This window comes from Micromonospora sp. H61 (assembly GCF_018070325.1).
Classification (GTDB): Bacteria; Actinomycetota; Actinomycetes; order Mycobacteriales; family Micromonosporaceae; genus Micromonospora; species Micromonospora salmantinae.
The window spans coordinates 43,083-55,706 of the sequence record NZ_JAGPXY010000018.1 but is presented as its reverse complement, the minus strand read 5'-3'; the positions used below and the strand labels follow the sequence as shown (position 1 = coordinate 55,706).

Below are 12,624 nucleotides of genomic sequence, written 5' to 3'. Positions count from 1 at the left end.
GCTCAGAGCCGCTTCGGCAGGGCCGGCTTCCTGGTGCCGTAGAGCCAGGCGTCGAAGATCGCGTCGAGCTGCTTGCCGGAGATCCGCTCGGCCACTGCCACGAACTCGGCAGTGGTGGCGGTGCCGTCGCGCTTCTCCGCCGCCCAGGTCTTGACGATCTCGAAGAACGCCTTGTCGCCGACGGCCACCCGCAGGGCGTGCAGGGTCATCCCGCCGCGCTGGTAGACCGACTCGCTGAACAGCTTCTCCACGCCCGGCTTGCCCGGCGGTGTCTGCCACACCTGCGCGGACATGCTGGCGTACCGACTGTCGAACGCCTCCTTGGCGGTGTACGCCCTGGTGTGCTCGGCCCAGAGCCACTCCGCGTACGTCGCGAAGCCCTCGTTGAGCCAGATGTCCTCCCACTTGGCCAACGCGACGCTGTCGCCGAACCACTGGTGGGCCAGCTCGTGGGCGACGACCTCGGTGTTCTCGCCCTGCCGGAAGAAGCTCGCCGCGTAGACCGGTCGGCTCTGCGTCTCCAGGGCGTAGGAGATCCGGCTGTCGGAGATCACCACCCCGCCGTACGCGTCGAACGGGTACGGCCCGAACACACTCTCCAGGTAGTCGGCCACAGCGACGGTCTGCGCGATCGACGCGTCCGCGTTGCCCTTGGCCTCGGTGGTGGTGACCGCGTTGTAGACCGGACGGCCCTTGTGCTCGCCGGTGGTGATCCGGAACTTGCCGATCACCAGCGTGCTCAGATAGCTGGCCATCGGCGACTTCTCCGACCACTTCCAGGTGGTCCAACCGCCCGTGCTGGTCTTCCCGCCGGGAACGCCGTTGCTGATCGCGGTCAGGCCGTCCGGAACGGTGACCTCGAAGTCGTAGGCAGCCTTGTCCGACGGGTGGTCGTTGACCGGGAACCAGGTGCTGGCCGACTCGGGCTGACCCAGCGCGATGGCACCGTCGGCGGTGTGCAGGAAACCGCCGTCACCGAGCGCCTCGTTCTTCAGCGGCTTCGGCTTGCCGGCGTAGGTGACCTCGGCGACGAACCCGTTGCCGTTGATCAGGCCGGAAGCCGGCTTGATCACCAGCTCGTTCCGCTTGCGGCTGTGGCTCGCCGGTGCGCCGTCCACGGTGACCGCGCCGACGGTCAGGCCGGCCAGGTCGAGGTTGAACGTCGACAGGTCAGCGGTCGCGGTGGCCCGCACTGTGGTCGTACCCGTCAACTGGTCCTTGGCCGGGTCGTAGCGCACCTTCACCGTGTACCGCCCGACGTCGTAGCCGCCGTTGCCGTAGGTCGGGAAGTAGGCGTCGCCGACCCCGTCGGCGCCCGCTGTGAACGTCCGCGCCGGCGTGGGGGACGCGCTCGGTGGTAGGGCCGTCTCCGGCCCCGCCGAGTCGCATCCGGACAGTGCGAGCGCACCGGTCACCAGCAGGCCGGCAGCCACTCGCAGTCTGTGCCGCGTCCCCCGCATCCCACACCCTTTCCGCACGGTGGCCGGTCACGGCCTCCGCCGTCCCGCGCGAACGGGCACCCACCCGCCGTTCGCAGGCGGCAGCATATCGACCGGGCAGCGGGGCCGGGTCACGGCAGTGTGGGGGCCGACCCACCCACCAACCAGGCGTCGAAGAGCGGACGCAGTTGCCGCCCGGCGACCCGCTCGGCCAGCGCGACGAGGTCCGCGGTGGTCGCGTTGCCCGCCGCCCGCTCGCTGGTCCAGGTACGCAGGATGCGGAAGAAGAGGTCGTCACCGACGGTCCGGCGCAACGCGTGCACGGCGAGCGCCCCGCGCTTGTAGACGGCGGTGCCGAACATCTGCTCCCGGCCCGGCTCGACCGACGGCTGCGTCCAGTCGGTCGCCGCGTACTGGATCTCGAAGTTGCGCTGGGCGGTCCGGCCGCCGTCGTGCTCCTCCCACAACCACTCGGCGTAGCTGGCGAAGCCCTCGTTGAGCCACATGTCGCTCCACCTGGTCAGCGACACGCTGTCGCCGAACCACTGGTGCGCCAGTTCGTGCGCGACGACGCTCGGGTTCGGCCGGTCGTCAGCGAAGAAGCCGGGCCCGTACACCGGCCGGGACTGGGTCTCCAGCGCGTAGCCGATCCGGTCGTCGGCGATCACGATGCCCCCGTACGAGTCGAACGGGTACGGGCCGAAGCGGCTGGCCAGGAAGTCGACGATCGCGCCGGTGCGGGCCAGCGAGGTGGCCGCGCCGCCGGTCGCCGGCAGGCTCGCGGCCACCGCCGTGACCATCGGCCGGCCGGCGTGCGTGCCGGTCACCACCCGGTAGTCACCGATCACGAGCGTGCTCAGGTAGCTGGCCATCGGGGCGCGCTCCGACCAGCGCCAGGTGGTCCAGCCGTCGGCGCTGCTCTTCGGCCCGGGAACGCCGTTGCTCAGCGCGGCCAGGCCGTCCGGGACGGTCACCGCCAGGTCGTAGGTGGCCTTGTCCGACGGGTGGTCGTTGACCGGGAACCAGGTGGCGGCCGACTCGGGTTGGCCGAGCGCCACCGCGCCGTCGGCGGTGTGCAGGAAGCCGCCGCTGCCCAACGCCCCGTCGTCGACGGCCGTGGGGACGCCCGCGTACTCGACGGTCACTGTGAACTGCCGGCCGCGCGGCAGTCCGTCGCTGGGGGTCACCACCAACTCGCCGTCGCCGCGTCTGTGCTCGGCCGCCGCGTCACCCACGCTGACCGCGCGAACCTCCAGGCCGACCAGGTCCAGGTTGAACCGGGACAGGTCCTGGGTGGCGGTGGCCGTGATGACGGCTCGACCGGTCAGCCGGTCGGTCGACGGGTCGTAGCGGACGTCGAGGCCGTAGTGCCCGACGTCGTAGCCGCCGTTGCCGTGCCCCGGCACGTACGGGTCGCCGACGTCGGCCGCGCCGGGCCGGAAGCCGTCGCGGTCATCGCCGGTACAACCGGCGGCGGCCAGCCCGATCGCGCAGGTCAGCGCGGCGGCGACGCTCAGTCTCCGTCTGATCAGGACCACGCGCACCCCTCCTGCGGCGTTCCGGCCTTTCGCGGCGTTCCGGTCAGGACGAGCGTAGTCAGCATCGCGGGCCGAGCGGCCGGTATCGACGATCATCAGTGACTTTCGTCGAATCGAACAAAAGCTGCCGTCGATCGAACCTTTCTTTCGACTTAGACCGACGTTAGTGTCTGTCTCCGACCACCGTCGCGAAAGGTGGAACCATGCCAGACCACACCGCCCCCGACGCCACCCCCACCGGCCGGCTCAGCCGCCGATCCCTGCTCGCCGCCTCCGCCGGCGCCGCCGCCGCGATCGGCGCGGCCGGGCTACCCGTCCTCGCCACCGGCACCCCCGCGCTCGCCAACCCCGGCAACGCGAGCAAGCTGCGGGTGGAGCCGCTGATCCCGGCCAGGAACCGCGGCATCATCCTCTACAGCGTCCGCGACCGGATCACCGCCGCACCCGACGACAGCGGGGTGCCGTACGGCTTCGAGCGCGTCCTCGCCCGACTCGCCGAGATCGGTTACAAGGAAATCGAGTTCGCCGGCTACACCCAGAGCACCGAGATCCTGGGCCGGCAGATCACCCCCGCCGAGATCCGCAAGATCCTCGACGACAACGGCCTGGTGGCCAACGGCACCCACGCCTCGATCCAGCCGGCCACCTTCCAGCAACAGCTGGACATCGCCGAGGAACTCGGCATGAAGAACATCGGCACCGGCAGCGACCCGACCAGCAGCGCGTACAAGGCCGAGTGGGACGCCGCCGCGGACATCTGGAACGAGCTGGGCCGGCAGGCCAAGGCCCGGGGCATGCGGCTCTACACGCACAACCACGACGCCGCGTACAACTTCCTCATCGACCGGGGCCCGCGCGACGCGCAGGGCCGGCAGACCCGGTCCTCCGGCATCCGCCGGCTGGAGTACTTCTTCGAGATCACCGACCCGCGGTACGTCTTCTTCGAGCTGGACATCTACTGGGCCTACGTGGCCCGTTACAAGCACCAGAAGTACGTCAACCCGGCCGGCCAGGAGGTGACCGACCTGTTCGACCCGATCCTCACCGTGGCCGACCGGACCACCCGGTTCCCGCTCTTCCACGCCAAGGACGGCGACCGGGACACCAGCGTGCCCAACGGGTACCAGATGACCCCGCTGGGCGACGGCGACCTCAACTTCCAGCAGTTCTTCCAGACCATCGGCGAACGCAACTTCCACCACGCCAACTGGGAGATGGACACCGCCCCCGGCGGCGTGGACAACAAGGGCCAATCGCTCGACTTCGCGGCGACCAGCTACCGCAACATGTCCGACCTGACCATCTACGTGGAGAAGTGACTCCGCGCTGAACGCGACGAAGGCCGGCCCCGCACCAGGCGGGGCCGGCCTTCCGGCGTCTGACGGATCGGTCAGCGGTCGAGGACCAGACCGACCTTCTGGAACTCCTTCAGGTCGCGGTAACCGCACTTGGCCATCGCCCGACGCAGCCCACCGAACAGGTTGAGCTGGCCGTCGGCCTCGTCCGCCGGCCCGAAGAGCAGCTGCTCCATCGACCCGAGCGGCTCACCGGAGACCTCGAAGGCACCCCGGGGCAGCGACGGGTGGCTCGCCGCCGAGTGCCACCAGGCACCACCGGCGGGGGCCTCGTCGCAGAGCGACAGCGGCTCACCGAGCATCACCGCGTCCGCGCCGCAGCCGAGCGCCTTGGCGATGTCGCCCGAGGTCTGGATGTCACCGTCGGCGATCAGGTGCACGTACCGACCGCCGGTCTCGTCCAGGTAGTCACGGCGGGCCGCCGCGGCGTCGGCGATCGCGGTGGCCATCGGCACCCGGATGCCCAGCACCGACTCGGTGGTCGACCACTCGTCGCCACCGATGCCCACGATCACGCCGGCCGCGCCGGTACGCATCAGGTGCAGCGCCGTCTTGTAGTCGGTGCAGCCACCGACGATCACCGGCAGGTCGAGGTCGGCGATGAACTCCTTGAGGTTCAGCGGCTCATCGGTGGTCGACACGTGCTCGGCCGAGACGATGGTGCCCTGGATGACCAGGATGTCCACCCCGGCGTCCAGGATCACCGGCGCCAGCGCGAGGGTGTGCTGCGGGGAGACCCGAACCGCCACCGTGCTGCCACCGGCGCGCAGCTCGCGGACCCGCTCCGCGATCAGGTCCGGGCGGATCGGCTCGGCGTACACCTCCTGGAGCCGCTTGGTGGCGCGGGCCTCCTCGTCGAGGCCGGCCAGCTCGTCCAGCACCTTGGTCGGGTTCTCGTAGCGGGTCCAGAGCCCCTCGACGTTGAGCACGCCGAGGCCGCCGAGCTGACCGAGCCGCACCGCCGAGGCCGGGCTCATGGTGGCGTCGGAGGGGTGGCCGACGCACGGGATGCCGAATGGGTACGCGTCGAGCTGCCACGACGTCGAGACGTCGTCGACGTCGCGGGTACGGCGGCTCGGCACGATGGCGATGTCGTCCAGGTGGTAGCCGCGCTGCGCGGTCTTGCCCAGCCCGATCTCGACCACGTCACGCATGGGGGACTCCAGGTGGTTGGGGGTGTTGGGTCAGCGGGTGTGGTAGTTGGGCGCCTCGACGGTCATCTGGATGTCGTGCGGGTGGCTCTCCTTCAGACCAGCCGCGGTGATCCGGATGAGCTGGCCCCGGCGGTGCAGATCGGGGATGTTCTCCGCACCGGCGTACCCCATGGCCAGCCGCAGCCCGCCGACCAACTGGTGGGCGACCCGGGACAGCGGCCCCCGGTAGGGCACCTGACCCTCCACGCCCTCGGGGACCAGCTTGTCGTCGCTGAGCACGTCCTGCTGGAAGTAACGGTCCTTGCTGTACGACTTGGCCTGACCCCGGGACTGCATCGCGCCGAGCGACCCCATCCCGCGGTACGTCTTGAACTGCTTGCCGTTGACGAAGATCAGCTCGCCGGGGCTCTCCTCGCAACCGGCCAGCAGGCTGCCGAGCATCACCGTGTCGGCGCCGGCCACCAGGGCCTTGGCGATGTCGCCGGAGTATTGGATGCCACCGTCGCCGATCACCGGCACGCCGGCCGGGCGGGCGGCCCGGGCCGCCTCCATGATCGCGGTCACCTGCGGCACGCCGACCCCGGCGACGATCCGCGTGGTGCAGATCGCGCCCGGCCCCACGCCCACCTTGACGCCGTCGGCGCCGGCGTCGACGAGCGCCTTCGCGCCGGCGTACGTGGCCACGTTGCCGCCCATGATGTCGACCGCCACGTCGGCCTTGAGCCGGCGGACCATGTCCAGCACGGCCCGCTGGTGACCGTGCGCGGTGTCCACGATCAGCACGTCGACGCCCGCGTCGACCAGGGCACGGGCCCGCTTGTACGCGTCCTCGCCCACACCGATGGCGGCGGCGACACGCAGCCGGCCGGCGTCGTCCTTGCTGGCGTCCGGGTACTGCTCGCTCTTGGTGAAGTCCTTGACGGTGATCAGGCCACGCAGCCGGCCCGACTCGTCGACGATCGGCAGCTTCTCGACCTTGTGCTGACGCAGCAGCGCCAGGGCGTCGTCCTTGCTCACCCCGACCCGCGCGGTGACCAGCGGGGTGTGGGTCATGATCTCCCGAACCGGAGTGTTCGGCTCGGAGACGAAACGCATGTCCCGGTTGGTGACGATGCCGACCAGCTGGCCGTCGCCGTCCACCACCGGAACGCCGGAGATGCGGTAACGGCCGCACAGCTCGTCGACCTCGCGCAGCGTGTCGTCCGGGCTGGCGGTCACCGGGTTGGTGATCATGCCGGACTCGGAGCGCTTCACCAGGTCGACCTGGAGGGCCTGGTCCTCCAGGGAGAGGTTGCGGTGCAACACACCGATGCCACCCTGGCGGGCCATGGCGATCGCCATCCGGGCCTCGGTCACCGTGTCCATCGCGCTGGACAGCAGCGGAATGGACAACTCGATGTTGCGGGTGAGCTTCGTCCGGGTGTTGACCCGGCTGGGCACCACGTCCGACTCGCCCGGCTGGAGCAGCACGTCGTCGAAGGTGAGGCCGAGCGGAACCACCCGGGCGGAGCCGGCCGGCAGCTCGGGCAGGTGGCCGCCCAGGTCGGCGTGCTCGACGCCGGCCGGAAGATCGGTGCTGGGCGAATTTTCCACGATTGCTCCCCTGAGCTGCTCGGATGGGCTTCAGCGAGGTGGCGCGGGCGGGCACCGGAGCGCGCCACGATGCCGGCACGTCGCCTCATCGTACCCAGTGAGCTGGGCGACCCGTCCGTGGCAGGCCGGGCCGGCGCGGAGGCCGGGGGGCGGACGTTCGCGCCGCGTTGGGTCTACGGTGAGGGGGTGCACGACGAGCCCATCGACCCGTTCAATGGCGACCCGGCCGATCCGACCGCGGGTCTGGATGACCCGGGCGATGACGCGACGCCGGATCCGCTGACCGACGTCGAGCGGCAGGATGTGCTGGAAGACCTCGCTGACCTGGAGATCTACCAGGCTCTGCTGGCCCCGATCGGGGTTCGCGGGCTGGTGATCGAATGCGAGGACTGTCGCGAGCCGCACTACTTCGACTGGGACCTGCTCCGCGGCAACCTGCGGCACCTGCTCAACTCGGGCCGACCCCGGGTGCACGAGCCCGCCTACGACCCGGACCCGGACCACTACGTGACCTGGGACTACGCCCGGGGGTACGCGGACGGGGTGCACGACACCCTGTCCGAGGGCACCGAGGACGAGCCGGGCGCCCCGACCGCCACCAAGTAACGCCGCCGGGCGGCGGGTACCCCCGCTGCCGCGCGGCGTGCCCTGTTGCCGCGCGGCGTGCCCTGTTGCCGCGCGGCGTACCCCGGCTGCGGCGCGCCCCGGGCGCTTACAGTAGCGCGGCGTGCCCTGCAGTCGCGCCCGGTGCCCTGCAGCCGCGCGGCGTGCGTATGTCAGGCGACCAGACCGGCGCGGAAGCCCGCCGCCACCGCGTGGGCCCGGTCCCGGGCGCCAAGCTTGCGGAACAACCGGCGGGCGTGCGTCTTGACGGTGTCCTCCGAGACGAACAGCTCCCGGCCGATCTCCGCGTTGCTCTTGCCCTCGGCCATGCCGAGGAGCACCTGAAGCTCACGCTCGGTGAGGCCGATCGACGCCCGACTGGGCCGGGCGTTCGGGGCGGGACGGCCCGGGTCGGTCTGCGCCGGCGACTCGCCGGTCCCCGCCTCCGCCTCGTCGTCGCCCCGCTGCACCGGCACCGACGCCACCCCGGCCGGCCCGTCGGCGGCTGCGGCCGCCCAGCCGGGCTCACCGGAACCGCGCGGCGACGGCCCGGAACGGCCGGAACCACCCACCGCCGCCGCGTCGCGGGCCGGATCGGTGATCCGCTGCCGGGAGGCTCGGCCAGGCGCCGTGAGCAGCAGGAGCGCCTTGGCCACCGCGCTGGTCAGGTCATGGTCGACATTCTGGATGAGCCCCCGGGCGCCGGCGCTGATGGTGGCCGCCGCGGCCTCGGACTCCTCGGTGCCGAGCAGCAGCACCGCCGCCTGCGGCGCACGCGCCAACACCCGGCGGACGAAGCCGGCGCTGTCCGGCCGGGTCAGGGCCGTGTCGGCCAGGACCACGTCGGCCGGTCGCTCGGCCAGCCGCAGCATCACCTCGGGATCAGAGACGGCGGTACGAACGATCGCGGACAACCCCAGCCGCGCGGCAGCAGAAGTAAGGTGCTGGGCCGCGAGTGGTGTCCGAACGCACACAAGAACGGTACGCACTGTGGTCTCCTCTCCGCCAACGAGCAGACCATGACGCGGTCGGCTGGGGAGGGGGTTCCCGGCAATCCTTCGAACTTTTCCGACAGATGGGGCAAAAGCCGCAATTTCCCGGACGTTTTCGATCACAGACGTGTGAGTTGACGACAGCCCGGGTACCGGGAGATCCAGGCCGGGAACGGTGCGCCTGCGCGGCCCGCCGCCCGGATGCCGGCCATAAGGATTCTCGCGGAGCCGCGCGGGAGGAGGGGTGCTGATGTCGAACGTACGTAGACTGCCCGGACCCATCGTCGATCTCTGGGACTGGCAGCGACTCGGTGCCTGCCGAGGGCGCGACAGCGCCCAGTTCTTCCACCCCGACGGTGAGCGTGGTTCTTCCCGGCTGCGTCGCGAGTCCGCTGCCAAGTCGGTCTGCCGCGCCTGCCCGGTTCGCGCCGAGTGCGCCGCCCATGCCCTGTCGGTACGGGAGCCTTACGGCGTGTGGGGCGGCTTCAGCGAGTCGGAGCGCCTGCGGCTGCTCGCCGTCGGCTGGGAGGACCTGGCAGACCGCCGGCACGCCCGGGTCGACGTCGCACGGCTGGAGGCCCGACTGGGCCGCCCGCACAAGTCGACCGTCCCGGCTCAACGCAACGTCGCCTGACCCGACGCGTCCCCAACATCCACGAAACCGCGCCCTCACCCTGGGGGGCGCGGTTTCTTGTCGTTCATGCGGTTCCCCCACCACCAAGGCCCCCGCCGCCGCCAATGCCTTGATCAACACGGCTTCCTTGATGTCGGGGCATCCCGTCGGCCCGGACACCCCCCGACTTCCAAGAACCCGAGTGGATCATGCCAAGTGGCCGGTCCGAGGGGCAGGCAGAGTAAACGGCCTGGGAGGTTTGTCCATTCTGGGGGCATTCAGGCGGGTGCAGGGCTTAGGCTGCTGCGAGGTACGCGACCTTTGTCCGGTGATCGGGCGCACTCGTGGGCCGGAATCATGGCCGGGCCGGGGTCGTTACACACCCTGACGATCGCAGCACCACCGACCGGCCGCCGCACCCATGGGCTGGTCGCGCAGGCCGGAATGCCAGCCTCCACCGGGTCGTTACAGTCCCCACGAACGACCACCGGGCACCGCCACGACGAGGGTGCTCATGGATGGGCCGACCCCGGAATGACCCCGGCCCGCCGGTCGTTACACAGGGACCCGGCGCCACGAGCCCCGCTCGCCAGGTCGCCGACCCCGACGCCCGACAGGGTGTCACCCCCCCAAGACTTTTCCCCTTGGTACGTGCAGCGCCGGACGAGGTGCTCACACCCATCACCGCCGTCCCCCTCTTTGGCGGTGTGGGTGTTCTACCCCCGAAGGAGCTACCCCCATGAACACGATCTTCCGTAAGAGCATGCTGTCTGTTGCTGGTCTCGCGTTCGCCGGTGGTGTGTTCGCCGGCCCGATCGCCGCCCACGCCGCTACCCCGGCCGTGGATGCCAAGGCGGTTGCGGTGGCCGTGCAGTCGGCGGCGCCGAAGCCGCAGGGCGAGCAGTCCCACATCACCCTCAACGACGAGCAGACCACCAACGTGAAGGCCATCATCGCGGCCACCAAGAAGGCCGGCCTCCCCGAGCGGGCCGCGGTCATCTCGATCGCGACGAGCCTGCAGGAATCCAAGCTGGAGAACCTGGGTCACCTGGGCGACCGGAACGACCACGACTCGCTGGGCCTGTTCCAGCAGCGCCCGAGCTCGGGTTGGGGCACCCCGGAGCAGATCACCGACCCCGAGTACTCCACCACCGCGTTCCTCAAGGGCCTCAAGCAGGTCGACGGGTGGCAGAACATGCCGCTGACCGACGCCGCCCAGACCGTACAGGTGTCGGCCTACCCGGACGCCTACGCCCAGTGGGAGCAGCAGGCCACCGACCTCGTCGCCCAGCACTGGAACAGCTGACCCACACCACAAGCACCCAGCACCCAGCACCCAGCACCCAGCACGGCAACACCACAACACCACAGCACCACACCGACCACTGGCCGGCACCCCGCAACCCGGGGCGCCGGCCAGCGGCGTTTCTTTGCTCTGAGTGCGCAGATCTTGGACATTTTCCGTCCGGCCCTAACGGAAAGTGTCCAAGATCTGCGGACCGGGTTCTGGGGTACCACCGGTCAACCAGCCGGCCCGGCGACCCGCAGAGCAGGTCACGGACACCGCCCGGGTGGCGACGTCATGGCGTGGATCAGCGGACGGTGACGGTGATCGTGTGCCAGCCGGTGGCCCCGTCCGGGACGACGTCCTGCGTACGTTCGGTTTGGGTCTCACCTGTCGCGTCCGTCGCGCGGACCTGAAGCCGGTGCTCGCCCGGTGTGGCGTCCCAGCGCCAGGACCACTGCACCCAGGTGTCCACCGACACGGTCGGGGCCAGCGCGGCTTCCTGCCACGGGCCGTCGTCGACGCGTACCTCGACTCGGCGGATGCCCCGGTGTTGCGCCCAGGCCACCCCGGCGACGGTCACCGGGCCGGCTGTCAGCCGGTTACGTCCTCTGGGCGTGTCGATCCGGGACTGGGTCTTGATCGGCCCCTGGGGCGACCAGCCGCGCGGCACCCAGTACGCGTCGAAGTCGGCGAACCTGGTCAGCTCCAGTTCGGTCACCCATTTGCAGGCCGACACGTAGCCGTAGAGGCCCGGCACCACCACTCGGACCGGGAAGCCGTGCTCGACCGGCAGCGGCTCGCCATTCATCCCGACGGCCAGCAGCGCGTCCCGTCCGTCGCGCAGCGCGGCGGTGGGGGTGCCGCAGGTCCAGCCGTCGACCGACCGGCCGACGACCTGGTCGGCGTCGTCGTCCGGCTCGACCTCGTCCAGCAGTTCCCGCAGGGGTACGCCGAGCCACAGGGCATTGCCGATCAGGTCCCCGCCCACCTCGTTGGAGACGCAGGCCAGCGTGACGTACCGCTCGACCAGCGGTCGGGCCAGCAGATCCGCGTAGCTGTAGGTGCGTTCCCGGCCGACCCGTCCGTGGATCCGCAGCCGCCAGGTGTCCGGGTCGACCTGGGGCACCACCAGCGCTGTGTCGATCCGGTAGAACCCGAAGTTCGGGGTGACGTACGGCGCGAGCTGCGCCAGTGAGAGGTCCGCGCCCGCCGGTACGGCCGGTGCGGCGGCGACCGGCGCGGGCAGGCGGATCGCGTCGCGGGCTGCGGACACACCGCGCCGTCCCGCCAGCCACCGCCCACCGAGGCCGGCCACCACGGCCGTGCCCAGCAGCACCCCGCTGCCGGTGAGGAACCGCCGCCGCGACTCCGGGTCCACTTCGGCAGGCCCGACCGGTTCGACAGCCGCCGTCGGCCCGGCCGGAGTCACCGGCACCGGCCCCGCCGGAGACACCGGCACCGACTCACCCGGCGACCCCGGACCAACCGACGACCCCGGGCCAGCGGACGACACCGGGTCGGCGGGCGGCGTGGGTGGTGACCAGGACCAGGGGTCCAGCTCGAACGGTCCGCCGATGAACAGCCAGAGCACCAGGGCACCGAGACCGGCGCCGACCAGGGACGGCAGCGCGTCGGCGAGGTCAGCGCCGGAGCGGGTCAGCGCGGCGGCCACGCCGATGGCGCCGAACGCGGCAATACCGGCCAGGCCGAGTGCCAGTCGGCGGACCGCCAGTACGCCGAAGAGCGCGGCGAAGCCTGCCAGCAACACGGCAGTGCCGACCAGCAGCGCGATCTTGTCGGCGGTGCCGAAGAGGTCGATGGCGAGTTGCTTCAGCGACTCGGGGACGGCGTCGACGATCACCCCGCCGACCGCGACCAGGGGCGCCGACCGGGGACCGGTCAACACCGCGACCGGTTCGGCGATCCCGATCCCGACGGCGGCGGCGGTGATTCCGGCCAACGCGGCGTACCGCCGTGACGTGGTGCTCATCGGCCCAGTGTGCGCGATCATCTCGCCCGGTCGCCAACAACGTCAGCGTTCGGTAATGA

Annotated in this window: 10 protein-coding genes; 4 read left to right on the top strand and 6 right to left on the bottom strand. The window is 71.0% G+C overall.

What is annotated here, in order from left to right; translation table 11 throughout:
- Nucleotides 1–2: 2 nt before the first annotated feature.
- The gene (locus KBX08_RS12055) at nt 3–1,460 is read right to left on the bottom strand and encodes a M1 family metallopeptidase (RefSeq protein ID WP_210783342.1); all 1,458 of its coding nucleotides are present in this window, start codon (nt 1,458–1,460) and stop codon (nt 3–5) included.
- 110 nt (nt 1,461–1,570) lie between these two features.
- On the bottom strand, nt 1,571–2,971 hold the full coding sequence (locus tag KBX08_RS12050) for a M1 family metallopeptidase (protein ID WP_372494797.1): 1,401 nt from the start codon (nt 2,969–2,971) through the stop codon (nt 1,571–1,573).
- 209 nt (nt 2,972–3,180) lie between these two features.
- Between KBX08_RS12050 and KBX08_RS12045 the strand changes: the two genes are divergently transcribed.
- Nucleotides 3,181–4,296 (top strand): sugar phosphate isomerase/epimerase, encoded by a 1,116-nt coding sequence (locus KBX08_RS12045; protein ID WP_210783338.1) that lies wholly within the window; start codon nt 3,181–3,183, stop codon nt 4,294–4,296.
- A gap of 71 nt (nt 4,297–4,367) precedes the next feature.
- Here KBX08_RS12045 and KBX08_RS12040 read toward each other — a convergent pair whose 3' ends face one another.
- The gene (locus KBX08_RS12040; protein ID WP_112589254.1) at nt 4,368–5,486 is read right to left on the bottom strand and encodes a GuaB3 family IMP dehydrogenase-related protein; all 1,119 of its coding nucleotides are present in this window, start codon (nt 5,484–5,486) and stop codon (nt 4,368–4,370) included.
- A gap of 30 nt (nt 5,487–5,516) precedes the next feature.
- Nucleotides 5,517–7,079: an IMP dehydrogenase gene (guaB, locus tag KBX08_RS12035; protein WP_210783336.1), complete on the bottom strand. Its 1,563-nt coding sequence runs from the start codon at nt 7,077–7,079 to the stop codon at nt 5,517–5,519.
- A gap of 186 nt (nt 7,080–7,265) precedes the next feature.
- Here guaB and KBX08_RS12030 point away from each other — a divergent pair, with 186 nt between their 5' ends.
- Nucleotides 7,266–7,685, top strand: coding sequence for a DUF5319 domain-containing protein (locus KBX08_RS12030; protein ID WP_030337860.1), 420 nt, complete (start codon nt 7,266–7,268; stop codon nt 7,683–7,685).
- Nucleotides 7,686–7,855: 170 nt separating this feature from the next.
- Here the strand turns inward: KBX08_RS12030 and KBX08_RS12025 are convergent, their stop codons facing one another.
- Nucleotides 7,856–8,671, bottom strand: coding sequence for a response regulator transcription factor (locus KBX08_RS12025; RefSeq protein WP_210783334.1), 816 nt, complete (start codon nt 8,669–8,671; stop codon nt 7,856–7,858).
- Nucleotides 8,672–8,924: 253 nt separating this feature from the next.
- Between KBX08_RS12025 and KBX08_RS12020 the strand changes: the two genes are divergently transcribed.
- Nucleotides 8,925–9,308, top strand: coding sequence for a WhiB family transcriptional regulator (locus tag KBX08_RS12020; protein ID WP_091406539.1), 384 nt, complete (start codon nt 8,925–8,927; stop codon nt 9,306–9,308).
- Between the two features lie 718 nt (nt 9,309–10,026).
- Nucleotides 10,027–10,593, top strand: coding sequence for a hypothetical protein (locus tag KBX08_RS12015; protein WP_210783332.1), 567 nt, complete (start codon nt 10,027–10,029; stop codon nt 10,591–10,593).
- 286 nt (nt 10,594–10,879) lie between these two features.
- On the opposite strand, the gene KBX08_RS12010 is transcribed toward KBX08_RS12015, so the two are convergent.
- Entirely contained in the window at nt 10,880–12,565 is a 1,686-nt protein-coding gene (locus tag KBX08_RS12010) for a molybdopterin-dependent oxidoreductase (protein WP_210783330.1), read from the bottom strand.
- Between the last annotated feature and the right edge of the window lie 59 nt (nt 12,566–12,624).

Excerpts from the sequence above, each read along its gene's own strand:
- KBX08_RS12045 (WP_210783338.1), top strand. The coding sequence starts at position 3,181 with ATGCCAGACCACACCGCCCCCGACGCCACCCCCACCGGCCGGCTCAGC.
- KBX08_RS12040 (WP_112589254.1), bottom strand. The coding sequence starts at position 5,486 with ATGCGTGACGTGGTCGAGATCGGGCTGGGCAAGACCGCGCAGCGCGGC.
- KBX08_RS12020 (WP_091406539.1), top strand. The coding sequence starts at position 8,925 with ATGTCGAACGTACGTAGACTGCCCGGACCCATCGTCGATCTCTGGGAC.
- KBX08_RS12055 (WP_210783342.1), bottom strand. The coding sequence starts at position 1,460 with ATGCGGGGGACGCGGCACAGACTGCGAGTGGCTGCCGGCCTGCTGGTG.
- KBX08_RS12010 (WP_210783330.1), bottom strand. The coding sequence starts at position 12,565 with ATGAGCACCACGTCACGGCGGTACGCCGCGTTGGCCGGAATCACCGCC.
- KBX08_RS12015 (WP_210783332.1), top strand. The coding sequence starts at position 10,027 with ATGAACACGATCTTCCGTAAGAGCATGCTGTCTGTTGCTGGTCTCGCG.